The 17,858-nt window shown below is 44.2% G+C and carries 13 protein-coding genes; 1 reads left to right on the forward strand and 12 read right to left on the reverse strand.

Annotated features, from left to right (window positions below; all coding sequences use genetic code 11):
• Positions 1-125: 125 nt before the first annotated feature.
• The 11 genes from P3C17_RS10035 to P3C17_RS10085 all read right to left on the reverse strand — a co-directional run bounded on the left by P3C17_RS10035 (position 126) and on the right by P3C17_RS10085 (position 15,640).
• Positions 126-2,534 carry an ABC transporter permease gene (locus P3C17_RS10035; protein WP_300929317.1) on the reverse strand — a complete coding sequence of 803 codons (2,409 nt, stop codon included), beginning with the start codon at positions 2,532-2,534 and terminating at the stop codon, positions 126-128.
• Complete coding sequence (locus P3C17_RS10040; RefSeq protein WP_222422598.1) at positions 2,531-3,232, reverse strand: ABC transporter ATP-binding protein; 702 nt, start codon at positions 3,230-3,232, stop codon at positions 2,531-2,533. The genes P3C17_RS10035 and P3C17_RS10040 overlap by 4 nt, the downstream gene beginning before the upstream one ends.
• Before the next feature lie 8 nt (positions 3,233-3,240).
• On the reverse strand, positions 3,241-4,470 hold the full coding sequence (locus P3C17_RS10045) for an HlyD family efflux transporter periplasmic adaptor subunit (protein WP_300929318.1): 1,230 nt from the start codon (positions 4,468-4,470) through the stop codon (positions 3,241-3,243).
• Positions 4,471-4,484: 14 nt separating this feature from the next.
• A complete protein-coding gene (locus tag P3C17_RS10050) occupies positions 4,485-6,590 on the reverse strand; it encodes a peptidase domain-containing ABC transporter (protein ID WP_300929319.1) in 2,106 nt (701 codons plus the stop codon).
• Positions 6,591-6,592: 2 nt separating this feature from the next.
• On the reverse strand, positions 6,593-7,360 hold the full coding sequence (locus P3C17_RS10055) for a hypothetical protein (protein ID WP_300929320.1): 768 nt from the start codon (positions 7,358-7,360) through the stop codon (positions 6,593-6,595).
• Positions 7,361-7,417: 57 nt separating this feature from the next.
• Positions 7,418-7,579, reverse strand: coding sequence for a hypothetical protein (locus tag P3C17_RS10060; RefSeq protein WP_233080342.1), 162 nt, complete (start codon positions 7,577-7,579; stop codon positions 7,418-7,420).
• Positions 7,580-7,687: 108 nt separating this feature from the next.
• Complete coding sequence (locus tag P3C17_RS10065) at positions 7,688-8,320, reverse strand: helix-turn-helix transcriptional regulator (RefSeq protein ID WP_300929321.1); 633 nt, start codon at positions 8,318-8,320, stop codon at positions 7,688-7,690.
• A gap of 245 nt (positions 8,321-8,565) precedes the next feature.
• Entirely contained in the window at positions 8,566-10,707 is a 2,142-nt protein-coding gene (locus P3C17_RS10070) for a winged helix-turn-helix domain-containing protein (RefSeq protein ID WP_300929322.1), read from the reverse strand.
• 208 nt (positions 10,708-10,915) lie between these two features.
• Positions 10,916-13,339, reverse strand: a complete 2,424-nt coding sequence (locus tag P3C17_RS10075) for a prolyl oligopeptidase family serine peptidase (RefSeq protein ID WP_300929323.1) — start codon at positions 13,337-13,339, stop codon at positions 10,916-10,918.
• 370 nt (positions 13,340-13,709) lie between these two features.
• Positions 13,710-13,880, reverse strand: coding sequence for a hypothetical protein (locus tag P3C17_RS10080; protein WP_233080345.1), 171 nt, complete (start codon positions 13,878-13,880; stop codon positions 13,710-13,712).
• A 176-nt stretch (positions 13,881-14,056) separates the two neighbouring features.
• Positions 14,057-15,640, reverse strand: coding sequence for a radical SAM protein (locus P3C17_RS10085; RefSeq protein ID WP_300929324.1), 1,584 nt, complete (start codon positions 15,638-15,640; stop codon positions 14,057-14,059).
• Positions 15,641-16,063: 423 nt separating this feature from the next.
• Here P3C17_RS10085 and P3C17_RS10090 point away from each other — a divergent pair, with 423 nt between their 5' ends.
• The gene (locus tag P3C17_RS10090; protein WP_300929325.1) at positions 16,064-17,260 is read left to right on the forward strand and encodes a nucleotide disphospho-sugar-binding domain-containing protein; all 1,197 of its coding nucleotides are present in this window, start codon (positions 16,064-16,066) and stop codon (positions 17,258-17,260) included.
• Positions 17,261-17,432: 172 nt separating this feature from the next.
• Here P3C17_RS10090 and P3C17_RS10095 read toward each other — a convergent pair whose 3' ends face one another.
• Positions 17,433-17,849, reverse strand: coding sequence for a F0F1 ATP synthase subunit epsilon (locus tag P3C17_RS10095; protein ID WP_233080348.1), 417 nt, complete (start codon positions 17,847-17,849; stop codon positions 17,433-17,435).
• Between the last annotated feature and the right edge of the window lie 9 nt (positions 17,850-17,858).

Below are 17,858 nucleotides of genomic sequence, written 5' to 3' on the forward strand. Positions count from 1 at the left end.
TTTCTTAAAGGGCTGTAGCTATTGCATGCAGCCACACATCCTGGGCTTTTTAGTGTCTAATTGTGATTGTTGTGTCGTTTAACGATACCTGGTGACAAGCCAGTAGAAAAGCCTAGCATAGGGTATTACTCATTACGCAAAGCTTTGATCGGATCACCCAACAACACCCTTCGCAATGGCACAAAGCTACACAGCAGGGTGGCAAAGGCCAGCAGCAGCAAAACCGCAAAAACCAGCCGCCAGTCAGCTTGATACATTAGCTCAGGCTGAATCCGGCTTATTCCTGTTACAAAATAAAAGCAAGAAAACCCCAGTAGCAGCGCCGCCGCCAGCGGTTGGACTAGCTTTAGCAAGTTATCACGTAGCAACTGATTGATACTGGCCCCCATCGCCATCTCTACACCCAACTGATAGCGACGTGCCTGCACCAGATAGCTAACAATACCTGCCACTCCAGCCAGCACAGTGAGTAAACTCATCAGGGCCAAGATGGCCGATAACGCAGCAGCCAAGCGGTGGGCCAGTGAAAAATGGGCAAATGCGGCCTTTAACGTGGTCAACTCCTGCAAATCCAGCCTTGGGTCTTGCTGTCGCAACAGCTCCAGCACGGCGGTATCAGTCAGTACGGCTCCCGGGCTTAGCTTCAGCAAATAACTGTATTCACGACGGCCATTGTTTTCAACCGGGTAAAACACTTCATCAACTTCAAAATCGGGGGCTCCAGGAAAGTTAGTATTAGCCACCACGCCTATAATTTGCCGCTGTATGCTGTTGTCACTCAAAGCTATGCTTTGCCCCAAAGCGGGTTTTCCGTTCAATCGGGCGATGCGATCAGCCAAGCGCTGGTTTACGATCACAGGATGATGCTCCAGCCCGACCTGCTCAGCGCTAAAGTCCTGCCCCGAAAGCTCTAATCCATACAATTGAAAGTATCCTGGCAACACTCCAATTTGTCGTGCTGCAGAGATCACCTCTCCTTGTGTATTACTGATCCTGTCCTGATTGCGTACCCTTGGTACCCTTGGTTCAGAAACAGGCGTCACCTGTTGCACTTGTGGTAAGGCGGCCAGACTTTGCAATAATGCTCGATGGTAATTTTGTTGCTGCTCACTATTGTCTACATCTGCATAATTCACCGTCAAAGACCAAAGGTCTGTGGAATTCAATCCGGTTGGACGACTAGCTTCAGACCAGGCAGCTGCAAATACGTGTACAGTTGCCAGCAATACCAACAGAGATAACAACAACTGCACACCAATTAAACTGTGAGCTGTTCCCTGACGCAGCTGTTTCCCAGCGCCTTTACCACTGCTTTGCAAACTAGCCATTAGCTGCCTCTCCCGCACTCCGCTGAGCTCAATCCAGCTAAACAGCAACGCAATACCCAGCAACACTAGGATGGTGAGAAATAACATAAAACCATCTATCCGCAGTACGCTAAGCCGCGGTAGTTGCTCTGCAGCAACCTCGGTAATCACACCAAAGCTCAACGATGTCAGTAACAGTGAAACTATGCCTGCGCCGGCTAACAAAGTCGCATTATGGCGAAACACCTGATAAAACATTTGTTTTTTACTAGCACCAAAGGCATAGCAGACTGCCAGTGGCTGCAACCGCTTTACTGCTCTAGCCAATTGCATACTACATAAATTGACCAAAGCAATCAGGGTGAGTAGTGATACACCGGCCAACAGCATCAATACCAGACGACCAGAATCGCCCTGAATTTGCTGACGTAACGGCACTGCCTTGCCGCTATAATCAAACATATGCTGTAAATCCGGATGACGTTCGGCCGACGCCTGCTTCATTAGTTTCGAGACTTCAGTAGTGGCTTGTTGCTGGTTCACACCGGTTTTTAAGCGGCCCAAAGCGGAAAAGTTTGCGTTGTAGCCGTCAATGCCACGAATATTAACTGTCTCATCCATATCCAAAGGTAGCCAGATCGCTTGATGAGCTTCATGAAAGCCAGGTAATTCCAACTCCTGCTTAAGTACCCCGATTACCGTAAATTGACGCTGATTGAGCTGAATACTCTGTCCGACAATATCACTGCGGCCTTGATAATACTGTTGCCATACCGCCTGACTTAGTATCGCCGAGGGTTGCTTATTCCCCACCTGTTCCTGCTCATTAAATAGCCTGCCTACTAATGGTTCAACCCCCATAACTTCAAAAATATTATGGGCCCCCAAAAGCACCTGAACCTCGGGCCGCTGCGGTAAATCTACCAGTTGGTACTCTGTTTGAAGGCCAAAATATACGGCCATCTGTTCCAGCAACTGACTTTTTTGCTGCAAATCAAACAATCCCTGAATATGAGTTTGTTGATGCAAGGCTCCCTGATAATTCAACTCGCCACCTATATAATAAAGTTCAGTATCTTTTTTATAAGGTAGAGACGCAAAGAAGGTGATGTTAACCAGACTCAACACACTAAACAGTAAAGTTAGAGTGAACACCAGGCTCAGTACCACAGTGATATAGTATTGCCGGGCATGGTAGATAGTACGCCAGATCATTTGCCAATTCATGCAACCTGCTCCAGCTGTTCTGCCGAAACTACCTGGCCATCCAGTAAATGAATTTGCCGATGTGCCATAGTGGCATAACGCGGGTCATGCGTGACCAGACAAATGGTGGTTCCCTGAGCATGCAATTCGGCCAGCAAAGCCATCACCGCATCGCCATTTTTTGAATCAAGGTTACCGGTTGGCTCGTCGACCAGCATAATACCCGAATCAGCGGCAAGAGCCCGAGCTATGGACACCCGCTGCTGTTGTCCGCCTGACAATTGATTGGGGAAAAGAGCAGCTTTATCGGATAAGCCAACTTTTTCCAGACACTGTAGCGCCCTTGCCTGACGCTGTTTGAGGCTATCCCCTCGATATTTGAGCGGCAAGGCGACATTATCCAGCACAGTGTATTCGTCTATCAGGTTAAAAGCCTGGAATACAAAACCAATGCGGCGACTACGCATCTGTGCCCGCTGCTCGGCGTTCATATCAGAGACCAGTAAGCCGTCGATATAGTATTCACCGCTATCGGCGGTATCAAGTAAACCTAAAATATTCAATAAGGTCGATTTGCCGCAACCAGACGGACCACAAATAGCGACATATTCGCCTTCATGCACACTAAAACTAACACCGTTAAGCACTGTTTGCTGCTGCTGACCAGATTGAAAGCTTTTTTTAAGGTGTTTGACTTTAAGTACATCGGTTTTCATCATTTCAATCCTTATTGAGTCAATTTTAGTTGCGCAACAGAGTTTTCAATCTGAAGGTCACTGACAATAATACGGTCACCGGGCGCCAAGCCCGATATCACTTCGATTTGCTGACCAGAGGCCTTGCCAAACTGCACAGGCACCTTAGTTGCAACTTGAAAAGTATCTACCTTAAATAACTCTATTTCCGCATCCTCAGCCACTCCAACTGGCCGGTCGACAAAGTTTACCTGCCCACGGCTTTGTCCACGGATCCGGGCATCCACCATCTGCATAGGGCGGATATCCGCACTTAAATTTTCCGGTAATAGAATATCTACCTGAACTGCACCATCTACGACCACCGGATCAATCCGCAATACCTGCCCGGTCACAATGCCATGCCGGGTATCCACTTCGGCACCAGCTCCTGGCTGTAATAAACGTACTTGCATTTGTGGTACTTTCACTTCCGCGATAAGCGGCGATAAGCTGCCAACCAGTGCCAGTTCTTCACCAATATTTACACTCTGTCCCAAACTGACAGGTAAGCGTTGTAACACGCCAGCAAGCCCTGCTCGCACCACAAGCAGCTGCTGTTGGTAAGTGGCATTACTAAACTCAGCTTCAGCTTGTTGAATTTCTTCTTGCAGGATCAGCAAATGTTCCTGATGCACTTCTTGCAAGGTATCAAACTTTTGTTGCTCTAATTGGTAACGTTCTTTCAGTTGCTCAGCTTTGGCTCTACTGCGTCTGGCATCCATTGCCGAAATAATACCTGCGTCAGCCAGCGGCGCTTCAGCCTCGACTTGTAGCCCAGCAAGTTCAGCTTCAGATTTAAATTCGGACAAACGTGAACGCTGATCCAATAGTTCGCGTTGCTGTTCCAATGACAGTTTACGACCGTTGGTTTTTTTATTGTGAACATTGGCCATAGCCTGTTGCACAGCTATTTCCAGTGTCGGGTTTTTTAACGTCAGAATAATGCTATCAGGCTCAACGACCGCACCAGGGCGCAACTTGATTTCATCCACCGTCGCTGCGCTGCTGGCAGTGATCATACGTTGGTTCTGCGACTGCAAAATGCCATAGCCAGTAACCCTTTGGGTAAAGTCGCCGCTTTGTACTGTAGCAATGCTGACAGACGACAAACTCATGTATTGCATGCCTCCAGCAAAACCAATACTCCAACCGCTGATTAAAAGCAGTACCGATATCAGCCCAATGGCACTATAAACCAGTGTGCTCAGATTTTTTTTCATAATTCATCCTATCTTCATGCTCTTGCCATAGTGGCAATCAACTCGGTTAAATCAATAACCCGATCTGCCGCCGCAATAGTCTCTTTGCGGTGCGCAACACTGATACGCGTCATGTTTTTTTGTTTCAGGTACTGATTTACACGTTGTTCGCTCACGCTATCCAGATGGCTAGTAGCTTCATCCAAGAATAAAATTCTGGGTTGGGTATAAAATGCACGAGCCAACAGGATGCGCTGTTTTTGCCCGCCAGATAGCGCACTTCCCAGATCCCCCACCTGAGTATGTAAGCCCATGGGCATAGCCTGTATTTCATCCCAGATTGCAGCACCTTTAAGAGCTTCTTTCACTAACTCAAGATTGGGGGAAGGCTCAAAAAAAGTGATGTTTTCCAGTAAAGAACCGTTGAGCAGTTGGTCATTTTGCATCACTGTTGCACAGCATTGGCGAAATTGGCGGAACCCTAATGATTTAACTGGCATGCCATCCAGCAACAAGTCGCCTTGCTGTGGCTGTATTAATCCAGTCATGATTTTTAACAGTGTGGATTTACCTAAACCTGAGCGCCCAATTATCGCAACGGACTCACCAGCCTCCACCCTAAAACTGAGCGCCTGATACAGCCAGGGGGTACTGTCGCTGTAACGAAAATGCAGATTTCGCACTTCCAGAGCACCAATTATCTGTTCTGATTTCAGCGCTACTCTGACTTGATCCTGTTCCGGCACCTGCATAACGATATCGGACATACGACGCAAATAGGTGCCCGCAATCCGAAAACGGAAGATGTTATCAACTAAAGACTGGGCACTATCAGCAAATTGCTGGCGGTAGGCCAAATAGGCCAGAAACATACCCAGGCTAAGCGCTCCTTCAATAATAAAAGAGGCGCTAATCATCACAATAATCAAATATTCAATTCGGCCAAGTGCGTTCTGGGTAACATCACTGGCAATGGTGACTTTCTCTCGTTGGATACTGGAATTTAGTGTATCGGCATAAAGGTTCATCCAACTTGATAGACGGTTATTTTCTTTCGCAAAGCTTTTTATCGGCATAATGGCCCGAATAGTTTCAATAAAATGGCTATTTTCCTTGGCGTGTTTACTAAGCTGCTGCTCCAGGTGCTCATTTTCTTTGTTGGTCAGGAAAAATCTAATCAAATACAGTGCAACCAGAAAGCCAACCGAAACCAGTGCGAGAGTCTTGTTGTAGTAAAACATGATGGTCAGAGTTGTGATGCTCAATAGTCCATCGACTATAGCCGTAATAAAGCCTCTGCTAATCATGCGCTGAACTTCATTAAATGCTTCGAATCTGGACTTGATATCCCCTACATGGCGACTTTCAAAAAAACTGAGCGGCAAATGCAAAAGATGGCGTTGAATATTGGCTTTGACCTGAAAGCTCAGGTTCTTATCCAAATACATTATGGCGGCCGAACGAATAACCTGGGCCAACACAGACAACATCAACACCAATGAAAAACCGATAAAAACCGACCAGAGCATACTGGTTTGGCCTGAGTTAATCCCTTTATCTATAACAACCCGAATGTAATAGGGAGATATCAGTAATAACCCCTGCAACAACAGCGCAATGACCAGAATTTTTCCGAGCGATGCCCACAAGCCATCCACTTTACCTATAAAGTGGCGCAGCGGTATACGAATCCGTTCATCTTTGCGCGCAAAATCACTCGATGGGACCAGTTCAATGACTATACCAGTGAAGGATTCAGAGACCTGATTCCAATCCAGATTTAAGCGTCCTTTTGCCGGATCATGAATAGTGATCCCTTTGCTGCTCACTTTCGCAAGCGTGACAAAGTGATTAAAGTTCCAGTGCAGAATTGCCGGCTTTTTGACTTTTGCCAGTTGCCCGAGATCAAGTTTCAGTACTCGTGCAGACAGGCCTAATTCATCGGCAATATTAACGATTTGTTTTACCGTAACCCCATGTAAACCAGCTGGGTATTTCTGCCGCATAGCGAGCATATTCGTTTTAAATCCATGGTAGCAAGCCACCATGGCAATACAGGTAATTCCACACTCAGCCACTTCACTTTGCAGATAAACTGGCAGTTGCTGGCTTCTGAATTGAATATAATCAGAAATAAGCATAACTAGCCCTCCTTGATCAGTGCAAAGAAGTTATTACGCTTCACATTGAGCTCAAGCCGAACGTCTGCGGATGGATGAAGCACGCTAGGCTCATAAGGTAGCTGAAGCTGTATCCCCACATTAATTCTGCCTTGCTGAAAAGGTCCGATAACAGAGTGAACTTTTCCCCTGGCCCACAGTGACCCGGCCCGCAGATTTACAACTTGCCCGGGTTGTATCTGATTAGGCTTAGTTCCTGTTAACGAGAAAAAAAACAAATGATCGTCATTAATTCGCAATACTTTGGCAATGGTTTGAAAAGCCAGGGCAGTAGAGCCTGAGTTCACCATCGCAAAGTAGGTACCAGACTCACTACTTTTTAACAAATCAACTTGCTCAAGCTGGCTTTTAGAATCGAAAGAGCGTACTTGCACTATCACTTGTTCACGATTTATGCGACTGCCATCCATATTCAAATGACGTTCCACAACCACAGGTACAGGAGAAACAATAGGAAAATAGTTTGATTCATGAGCTTCCAAGTTTAACTGCTCACGACTGACAAAGGGAAAGACCAAAGCGAAAAAAATCAGCAGACCAAAAGCAATAAACATAATGACTATCGACTTATCCAGCATATGTGACTGCTGAATAACAGATTTGCCAAACTCTTGCGTTTGGTACTGATGGCGCAATGCCTCTTTACGAAATAATTTCAGATAAGACATCATAAGCCTTCTAATGCATTCAATACCGCCACGTTTGGGCCAATCATTGACATCATCAGCCATTCGGTGACCCACTCAGACATTACAACTGTCTGAGTGCGCAAAGCATTTATGTTGTGACTAAAATTTTGCAGGTTCATCATTCAGTTCAATGTAAACATCGTCCGGATTCAGCAACCCCCCCACAATCTTATCCAGCTCATCCAAAGCAGTGACTTCAATGAAGCCTTCTGCTGTGACGGTTGCGGCTAGAGGCTCGTCCAAAGCTATATAATTTTTCATGCTGCACCTCGTATACAAGTTTTGCCAGTCAGACTATGGATGCGAACCACTAGATATCACCATCACTGCGCTGTTCTTTTTTTATCACCAAAAAATAACCATGAAAAATCATATAGTATTCATGTAGTTATGAATGAGTTGTTGCCTGTTTGCGCTACCTGTTTTTTGCATACTGTTAGTCAGATGAAAATTCACAGTCCGCTCTGTAATACTGAGAATCCGGCTGATTTCCCATGAGGTTTTGCCATGAGCAGCCCAGTGAATACATTCAAGCTCACGAGGAGTCAGACGTACTTCAACGTCAGATTCTTTTTCATTTAAACGTCGATAAGTGTCGTAAACGTAAGTGGCTACAATTTGCCAAAACCAACCCAGTTTCTCGGCAAACTTTGGCTCAACGTTTTGACTGGTAAACCCCAGAATCAGACATGCATGATCTGGACGGGAAGTGACAATAGGGATCAGCAGGCTGGCTTGTGGCAACGTTACTTTGGTCAATTTCTTTGAGCCGGACCAGGATGGTTTATAACAATGCAGGCATACCTGTTTAAGTGCTGGTAAGGTAAGCTTTTGTTTGAGTCCATCTGGCAATGATCCTATATAGGCGGTGCTGTCTCGATGAACAATAAAGCAACACCAGTCTATATGAGGCAGTTCTGAGAATTGAATCAAATAACGTTCTAACTGGATCAGTGTTTCTACCTGATCCAGTTCAGCCAAAGTTTGCTCAAAGAAACTCATAGCGCCTCCCTGAACCATTAATCAATTTCACAGCTACTGGTCAATTTACACCAGGACAATGGCGAAACAGTTTCACTCTCAGACTTACTCTCAGCCATCAATGCTGAAGGAAATATGAGTACGAGCGCAATGATAATAACTTTCATGAAATTCCCCTTTAATAGTAGTTAAGTCAGGGAAATTTTGAATGGGAAACCGTGCGGGTGAAATAACGAGAATCTAATTTTACTGTGGTTAATTTATCACTACTTTATAAGGTAACCGGATAAATCAATGCCACTAAGACTTGTCATTCGTGTCCCTCTACTACTGTAAAGCACACGACTCCCATTTTGATTAATCGCAAAACGAGGTCGCATTTTTTCGTAAGGAAAACTGGCTTGACGAAACTCGCCACTGACAAAATCCAGTTGATTTAACCACGTAGATACAAAATCAAAATCGCTCCAAATCAAGGACTGATTTTTGACATACCAGCGACTAATAAATTCGGTATTAATGCTATATCCGAGAGCATGAACCTGACGAAACCCGGTGTCTAACTGATGTAACGCACCGTTTTCAGTCACAGCAATAAAGCCATGGCTGTATTCTCTGGCAGACCTATAGCCTATCGCGAGTCTTTTGCTACGCTGACTAGCACGGTCAAATTGATGCAATTCCCAATCTCCCACGATCAATTGGCCAAAATAGACACTTTGACCATCCGATGAAAACGCAGCCTGGCTGTCCAGAAGACTTTTCGATGAAGATACGATCTCCACAGAACTTTTGGATACATTCACCACTAGCAGTTGCTCTCCCACATGTAATAACAAGATCCCCTGTTCAGGATGAATATCCAGTAACTCGAGCTTCTTATGGGTGCTAAAAAGAGTTTCTTTATTACCACTGCTTTGATCATACTTCACCAGCATACGTTTATTCTGATCACTGACAACTGCATAATAGATATGGTCATGTTCAGCATAACTCATCATGAGCGTCCCACTGACGGCGTTAACAATCCGTCCTTCGGACAATTCAGGGGTAAGAATCAGCTCACGAAATACTGGCTCAACAGCATCTGAATTACGCAGTAAATACAGTCTGTTATCTGAATTGGCAATTGAGAAATCCGTAATCAGATCTTCGCCCTGCTCCAACAAAATCTGTTCACTGCCCGACGATAAGCTAACGACACTAAGTTGCTGTTCATCCAGTTTCATCAACGAATTACCGTTCAGCCATTCCAATCGACCAACACGGGCCTGTGTGGCTTTTGAATACACTGTACGCTGCGATCTTACCTCTTGAATTTCCAGCCAATATTCCTGACCACTGCGCAAAATAGCACTTGCTAGCCACTGACCATCCGGGGAATGTACTGAATGATAAATGTGATCCAGAGCGCTGCTGCGAGCTTGCACCCGTTCTAAAGTATTTGACTGACTTTGCCAGCGGTATAGCATGGCTGTTCCTTGCTCTGCGTCCATTGCATTAATAAACCACTCTCCCTGTTGTTGACCAGGGCTTACCCGGAAAATCATGAAAAAGTTGACAAGAGGCTGTTCGCTTACAACGCGCTTATTCTCATCGAGCACTAAAAGATAGACCGAAGAGTTGCCCACCACTTCATCGACAACAAAAAGTGAGTTGTCATTATTAAACTCCAGCATTGATGGTTGCTGTGCACTGGTAGACAAAAGGTGAATATCTTTGGTTTTGCGGTTTTTCAGATAAATTTGCCAAGGTTCACTCTGGTTTAAACGACCAATAAAAGCAAGGTATCGCCCATCCGGAGAGACTGTCAGCCCCTTTTTCTCGCCAGATATGGTCGTAATCACCTGACTGGGTAGATGCCAAAGCTCAGAAATATCAGATTCAGGTTTTCCTCTTGGAGAAACAAACAATAAGAGAAGGATCAAAACACCAAAAACAACAAAGCAAGCTATAGTGAGGATTTTGGCGGGCTGAAAAGCAATAGGCTCGAGCTGTTCCGGCCTTGCGGTATAACCACCTGACACTTCAGCCATCCCCTCTATCATAGTAGTAGCGATCAACTTCGGATGTTCTGGGCTGACAAAATCCGTATATTCACTGATATAGCAAACCAACTTATAGCCACGTTTTGACAGTGATTTAATGTATTTGGGGTCAGCGACATTCGTATCGTCAAATAGGTTTCTGAGTTTTTTGATCGTTCCTCTGACAGCAGTATCACTGACTACACGACCAGACCAGACATGTTCATGTAATTCCTGCAGGCTGATGTAACGATCCCGATGCAAATACAAGTAAGCAAGCAGCTCCAATACCTGAGGTTCGGCTTCTAACTCTTTTTCGCCAGAAAACAAAAAGTTGCTACTGGTATCGAAAATAAACTCACCAAGAATAACCTTAGACATACACCCAAAATAGCCACAAAAAACCTAATGGCATTATTGTCTGTAAAAACTTACAGGGCAAGGGAATTATCCGTAGTAGGTAAAATTGTAAAAGTTTAGTTTATATTCAGAGTTTTACGTCGTTTAGGGCGGTCTGCTACATAGCTTAGAAAACGGCGGTGAAACAGAGTAAGGCAAAGGAGTTGCCTGTTTTCTAGCTGATTGCTGGTTAGTTAGCTTGTGCACACTGCCGTAACCAAGCCGACTGAGCTACAAGCATTTGTTGGATGGTTTCTTTATAACGGTAGGCATGCCGTTCTTTATTCAGTAATAACAACTTGGCAGGCACGTGATGCGCTTGTAATGCCTGAAACATCATTTCAGATTGTAATGGAGCTGTACCAGGGTTTTCATCAGCCAAACCGTGGATCAGCAATACAGGGGTTTTTATCTTATCCGCATGGAAAAATGGGGATAGTTGCTGATACAAATCAGGTACCTGCCACAAGGTTCGTTTTTCTCCCTGAAAACCCAAAGGCGTCAGCGATCGATTGTAAGCACCACTTCGTGCTATTGCACAGCGAAAATTAGTACGTTCTGTCAGCAAGCTTAAAACACTAAAAGCACCATAAGAGTGTCCCATCAATACCAGCCGGGTAGTATCAATACGGCCAGTCTGTTCCAGGGTTTTAATCAAAGACGACATGTTCAGTTGCTGCTGCTGCATAAAAGTATCATTTGGTTCTTGCCCGTCCTGGCGGACTATAGGGATCTGACTTGCATCCACAACCGCATAGCCATCTAGTAGTGCAATCTGAGGTCCTTGCGGATCAAGAAGCTGAAATCCAAAGTGTTGTGATGGTTTTGCTTGTTGCTGATGACTATGATACTCACGAGGGTATAGCCAAATCACTGCGGGTAACAACTCATCATTCTGCTTTTTCGGCAGATACAGCTGACTGTACAACTGCACACCGTCACCACGTTTAAATTCCAGTAATACAGGCTTTGGCGCTGAAACCAAATCATCGGAATGCCAATCATATAAAGGTTTTTCGTCGTCGTTGTTATGGTGTATTTGCAAAGATGGAGCTCTCTCAGGCGTCTCGGCAACAAGCATCAGCCATTCTTTCTCGCCCGTTATTCTGAGATAAACGGGTGTTCTTTGTTGATCAGTGCTGTCGTTTTTAAAAGCAACGCTCTGTTCAGACGCCTTTATGCCTTGCCTGACCACATAAACCCCATCCCCCCAGCGATGCTGGCCCTCAGCTTGAAAATACACCTCCTGCCGCTGATTACTGATGAGTTCAATTCTTCCATCCGGTAACAACTGGGTAAGCAGATCGCCGGGGAATTCAGCAAGATTGGTGTAATCGTATTGAGTCAATAGACTTTCTTTCTGCTCTGCTGTGTTAAGTTGCAGGCTCCAGTACCTAAGTTGCTTTTGACCTGCATGAAAATCGCTATACACAAGCCGACCTTCCTTTGTCAGATAGAATTGATGTAAACGCCAGTTTGTTTTAAAAAGTTCTGTTGCTCCTTTTGTAAATGGAGCTTCAAAAGACATCACGGCATCACGATATCTTGCATCAACTTTATTCCCCTGCGGTTCAACGCTCTCCACCCAAATCACTGTAGCAGGTTGATCCGGCCGCCACTGCACAAGACGAGCGCCTTCGGCGGCAGCATCTGGCTCCCTTGCCCGCTGTCGATCCGTCAGCAGCTTTGGCAAGACTGCTTTTACCTCTCCGGTTAAAATGTCGACAACCTGATACTCTCGAGCCAACCGATTGATGCGGATCCCAGGTTGTACTTCATCCGCAAGATGCTGAACCAGTAGATACCGCCCATTCGGGGAAACACTGATGGCCTCCAATAAAAGCTTTGACGTCAAGGAGCGTACTTCCCCATTTTTATGCAGCAGAACAGCTTGTTGACTCAGCAACGCTTTAAAGTTCTGTCGGGCTAACTCCGTATCAAGTGTATTTCGATAGATCCGCGTCTGAACTGACTGACTCTCCGAACTTTGCAGCGTAGCAGCTGGCGGTTTTGCTGCATTGATAGAAAGCATGCGGCTGTGCCGAAGAATGATGCTCTGGCTATCAGGCATCCATACGATGGAAGGAGAATCTAATTGTCCTGATACCCCAATATCCGACCAAGGCTCAAGCTTTTGCTGAGATATATCAAAGCGCCAGATATCCAGCACTTTGTCACTCACGCCAATTAAAGCAAAGCTTTCAGAGTCGGGGGCCCAACGCACATCACGAACTGTCTGCTCTGGCAGTGACAAGTCTTTGCTATGACCGGTACTGATATGAATTAATTGTACTGTGTTGATTAGAGTGTTGCTGGCTTCCAAGGGTCGATCCAGGTAAAACTCTCGGCCTAAGAACTCTATTCGCTCCGAATTACTTTCGTCGTTAATGGATGGGTACTTGTTACCATTTGCCAGAACAAGCCACTGTCGATCCGGCGATAACCGCATCAAATCTGGTCCGACACTTTTCATCAGGCGCTGGTAATCAAATAGCAACTGATCTGATGTCTGGCCGGCCTCTTCTTGCGCTGTTAGAGGCAAGACACTGAGGGCTATACATACAAACAAAATATGGCAGGTAATCATCTGCACATCGGGCCATCTAAGTGGCATTTATGCCTCCAATAACACAGGTCGTTATCTCCAGCTCTAAAGTAGTTCAATGGATACCTGTTCTGGTTATCAGGCCAAACCTCAGCTTGAGCCCCTAGTTTCTTTAAGTGTTAATGATGCAAAGGACCCATATATTTATCATTGAACGAGGCAGGGCTGCTCGCGCCCTGCCTTTTAACCTGAACCCAGCATAATTAACTCGCTTAAAAACGAACTATGTTCTGACCGAATACACAAATGTCTTAGGACCAGCTGGTGCTTTGTCTAGCCACAGCGAGCTATAGCCAGACAAAACAACACAGAGAGGTAAAAAAAGATGCAAATTCAGTGACGCAGCCTATTCCGAATTCAGATTTTCCAGCAAAATGCCTTACTCAATCTGCTGGTTTTCTTTATAGCTGCCACAAGCGAAACCGATACATTCTGAATCGTCAGCCTGCTCTGGATTCGTACCACCTGATATTTCATCCAGCAACTCAGGTGAAACCTCATCTGGAGTAGCAGAAGCTTTCTTTTTAGTCAGATCTTTAAATTCAGTCATATTTAACCTCATAAATAAATTGATACTTGGTTTTTTATTAAACCAGTTGGACCACGTTCCGCAGAAACTCTGCGACTTGTCTTTACAACAAGATGTTTAACAACGACTCAGAAAACTATCTGCGTGTTTAACTGAGCCAGATTTTGTTATAGGATTGTTTGTGTCATGCAAAAACATTACGAAACAACCAGCATATCTTCTCTGGTTTTTATATATGCTTCTGCCACACTGGCTCTGAATCTTTTCCCGTATCCATCACAATAGTTAGAATGCAAAGTACCGGTCTTTTCTGACGCATAAACGGCACAACCGCCGCCACAATGCAGAGCATAACGACATTGTGAGCAAACAGAATTTGATACAACACTTCTTGAGCGCCAATTTTTTTCCTGCTCATTGAAAAACATTAACCCGGCATATTTATCAACAGTACCAATTCGAATGTTTTTATCTCCTGTTTTTTCCCAACAGGCATAAATGTCCGCAAGTGCATCAAAAAGATACATTCTGTCATGTGCTGCGCAGTAATTAGTCTTAATACCTGAGGATGCTTTCTCTGGATTCTTAAATATACCTATGGCTTGATTTCTCATTTTGTCGCCATCAACTGAAAACAATGCGGTCTGCGGATGCTGGACGCGCATCGTCTCCATTTCTTTATTTAGCTTTAATGTAGTCATACATTGCTCTTTATCAGTATTGTCATTAAGAGCATGTATGGGTGCCAGATAAGCACCAAAATTGGCTTTTTCATGCCATTTTTTAGAATGAATGAAAGAAGATAATTCAGGTAAATCATTAATGTTTCCGTAGTCAACATTGACACGAACATTAATAAAAACCCCTTTTGACAAGGCTAAATCAATATTACTGGCAATTTTAGCGAAACTTCCTGAACCATCCGGATAGATCCGCCTTTTATCATGCTCTTCAGGTTTACCATCTAAAGTAATCTGAATTTCGCTGATGCCATCCTTACCTAGCAAATCATGGTAAAACTCAAGTTCAGTGCCGTTGCTTGTTGCTGAAAAGCTGGCCGAACTCAGTGTTTTCGCTTTATCCATAATGTAACTAATGATGTCACGGTTCGCTTTTAAAAGCGGCTCACCACCAAAGAACGAGATATGCCTGTGCTGTCTTTCTTCCGATAATTCAAAACCATGTTTTTCTTCAATCAGCGGCATACTGGCAAAGATACGATCCACTGTTTCCTTATCCATCAACTTCAAGAATTTTTTAAAGCTCGGTTCTTTTCTCATGTGATCCTGAAAGCAATATGGGCAGCGCAGATTGCAATCATAGGTGGGCATAAAAAGGTAACGAGGCATATTCATAGATGATTTACGCCGCTTTACCTCAACATAACGTTTAAAGAAGGCCAACTCCTCATCGCTTGTTCTTTTTGTTAAAAAACCATAGTGCACAAGCTGCTGAAAGGTTTCGTCTGTCGGTTTTTCTGGCTCGCCCTGGAACTCAAAATCATCTTGCCACTCTCCGTACAACGGGCGAGGCGGGCGCTTAAGTTCAAGTTTCCTTAGGTATGCAGCCACCTTTTTAGATACCAATATTCTATGCCCCAGATAACCATGAACAAGAATCATAGCCTCATCGTTATCCGGCAAGTCGACATAAATAGTGTATTGGCTTGTTCGATGAGCACTCAATGATGGACCATATGAAGGCTGTTCCTTTAAAACTGCACCATCAGCCGGCAGATCGTTTTGGTCAGATAATCTAAAAATCTGAATGACATTTTCCATGCTGCACCTACTTGAACTATTTTCTAATACAAGACGGATAGAGTGTTTTGTTTATTAAACAAGTCACTCCGTCCTGACCTTTGCTATATTCTGACCTTTGCCATTTACCTAAAAAAACAACACACAGATTTCACATAATCGGCACAAAGTTCCATTAACCACAAGATTTATAGTTTTTCGGTTGATCGTCAACCTGCAAAATATGACAGGTAATCGGCTTAGTACCTCCAGGCTCCATTGACTGCGTCCGCTTTCAATACTATCGAGTCGACAATTAGAAAAGTGATGGAGATAGGCTAGGCACTGTGGATTTAAGCTGCAGCTTTAAAGGATTGGCTTACCTGCTACTTTCTACAGGTTTTGACTTTGGAAAATTTGGTTAGACTGATATTTATGTCTAAATACCAACAATCCGGAGTCGCCATGAGAATTCTTATTTGTACTTTTGACAGTTTTGGCTTTCTTTACCCGATGATAGGACTGGCCAATAGTTTCAAACGACTCGGATATGACATCCATTTTATTGGCAGTAAAAGCATCAAAGAGATTGTTCTTGGACAAGGAATCCGATGGATAGAGCATGATAAAGAAAATAAAGATGCATTTTTAATTAAACGCTTTGGTGATCTTGAGGATATTTCAAACCAGATCAAGTATGTTGAATATGCAGTTTCAAATTTTAGCTATGATTTAGTTGTAACCTCTCCTTTATCTTTTGGCACAATTCTGGCGGCTGAAAGATATGGCCTGCGTGTTGTTACTCTTGGTTTTTTTTCATATTTATGGGTCAACGATGTAAATATATTTAGTCTTCCTAAAAAGATTCATGACCACTGTAAGTGGCGTACGACAGATATGTTTAATACTTATATGAAATCAAGGGCTAGTCTTGGCTTTCAAAAAGTAAACCATGATTTATCTCGTATTCCGTTTACAGGTGATTTGATGCTTCAGAGAAGCGTTCCTGGTCTAATGAGCAAAATAGGGGGTATACCTGAAAAAACTGTTGCCTTTGGTTCTTGTATATGGGAACCAGAAGCAGTGAGTGATACGGAAGAAATGTTAGAAAATTGGCTTAACCTTCCTAAGAATAGAGATCGAAAAGTATTGTATGTAAATCAAGGACGAACTTTCTATATGAAAGGATTCTGGAGTTTGATCAAGTCAATATTTGGCGCTTCCGACTACTTAGTGATAGCTGATGTGAACAGGATGGATGGCTTTGTTGGTGAAGTACCAGACAACTTTTTTCTGGCTAACCATATACCCATCAGAGCGGTAGTTTCTCATGCAAGTTTATTTATCTCAGCTGGGCATACAACGTCAGTCCTTGCCGCACTTGAAAATGCCATTCCCATGCTTTTATTTCCTAGTGGAGGAGAAACAGTAGATAACTCGTTTTATTGTGAAAAAATTGGAGTGGCTACTGTCTTTAATGAAGACTCTTACAATGAGCAGCAAATCTCTGAGACAGTAGATCGCATTATAAAGGAACAAAAATTCAGCGATGCCTGTAGACAAATGAGTAATGAATTTGGTCTCTACAAAGGGGATTCTTATCGCTCTGGATTAATAAAATCAGCAGCATTGCGGCTGTCTGGTAATTTATATGCTCCTTAACCCTAGACGTAACGGAGAGCTTTATTTTTACAGCGAGTTTTAGAGTCAACCCGCAGGTACTGTGAGGTGACAATTTCAATAGTAAGTTATGTGCAGATGGCTTCGGCCTTTAGTTAATTTCACCACATAAAAAAGCCACCCGCAGGTGGCTTTTTTCTATGCAGTAATCCGCTTATTTTTTGCGAAGTTTCTGAATTAAACGTAACTGGGCAATAGCTTCAGCCAGTTGAGCTGCCGCTTCTGCGTAGTTGAAGTCAGCGCCTGCGTGTTGCATCGCTTCTTCCGCACGTTTCTGAGAGGCTAATGCAGCCTGCTCGTCCAGATCTTCAGCCCGTACCGCAATGTCGGCAAGCACTGTGATGCTGTGAGGCTGAACTTCCAGCACACCACCAGCAACATAAATCAGATGCTCTTCGCCAAACTGTTTGACGATACGAACCATACCAGGCTTGATTCCAGTAAGAAGCGGAATGTGACCAGGTAAAATACCTAACTCACCTTCACTGCCTGTTACCTGAATGGATTCCACCAGACCAGAAAAAATCCGCTCTTCGGCGCTTACCACATCCAGTTGTACTGTCATTGCCATATCGCTCTC

Source organism: Rheinheimera sp. 1928-s (genome assembly GCF_029269265.1).
GTDB lineage: Bacteria > Pseudomonadota > Gammaproteobacteria > Enterobacterales > Alteromonadaceae > Pararheinheimera.

What these genes read in the sequence shown, in the direction of transcription:
- P3C17_RS10045 (WP_300929318.1), bottom strand. Translation starts at nt 4,470, where the DNA reads ATGAAAAAAAATCTGAGCACACTGGTTTATAGTGCCATTGGGCTGATA.
- P3C17_RS10095 (WP_233080348.1), bottom strand. Translation starts at nt 17,849, where the DNA reads ATGGCAATGACAGTACAACTGGATGTGGTAAGCGCCGAAGAGCGGATT.
- P3C17_RS10065 (WP_300929321.1), bottom strand. Translation starts at nt 8,320, where the DNA reads ATGAGTTTCTTTGAGCAAACTTTGGCTGAACTGGATCAGGTAGAAACA.
- P3C17_RS10075 (WP_300929323.1), bottom strand. Translation starts at nt 13,339, where the DNA reads ATGCCACTTAGATGGCCCGATGTGCAGATGATTACCTGCCATATTTTG.
- P3C17_RS10040 (WP_222422598.1), bottom strand. Translation starts at nt 3,232, where the DNA reads ATGATGAAAACCGATGTACTTAAAGTCAAACACCTTAAAAAAAGCTTT.
- P3C17_RS10060 (WP_233080342.1), bottom strand. Translation starts at nt 7,579, where the DNA reads ATGAAAAATTATATAGCTTTGGACGAGCCTCTAGCCGCAACCGTCACA.
- P3C17_RS10050 (WP_300929319.1), bottom strand. Translation starts at nt 6,590, where the DNA reads ATGCTTATTTCTGATTATATTCAATTCAGAAGCCAGCAACTGCCAGTT.
- P3C17_RS10055 (WP_300929320.1), bottom strand. Translation starts at nt 7,360, where the DNA reads ATGGCTGATGATGTCAATGATTGGCCCAAACGTGGCGGTATTGAATGC.
- P3C17_RS10070 (WP_300929322.1), bottom strand. Translation starts at nt 10,707, where the DNA reads ATGTCTAAGGTTATTCTTGGTGAGTTTATTTTCGATACCAGTAGCAAC.
- P3C17_RS10080 (WP_233080345.1), bottom strand. Translation starts at nt 13,880, where the DNA reads ATGACTGAATTTAAAGATCTGACTAAAAAGAAAGCTTCTGCTACTCCA.
- P3C17_RS10085 (WP_300929324.1), bottom strand. Translation starts at nt 15,640, where the DNA reads ATGGAAAATGTCATTCAGATTTTTAGATTATCTGACCAAAACGATCTG.
- P3C17_RS10090 (WP_300929325.1), top strand. Translation starts at nt 16,064, where the DNA reads ATGAGAATTCTTATTTGTACTTTTGACAGTTTTGGCTTTCTTTACCCG.
- P3C17_RS10035 (WP_300929317.1), bottom strand. Translation starts at nt 2,534, where the DNA reads ATGAATTGGCAAATGATCTGGCGTACTATCTACCATGCCCGGCAATAC.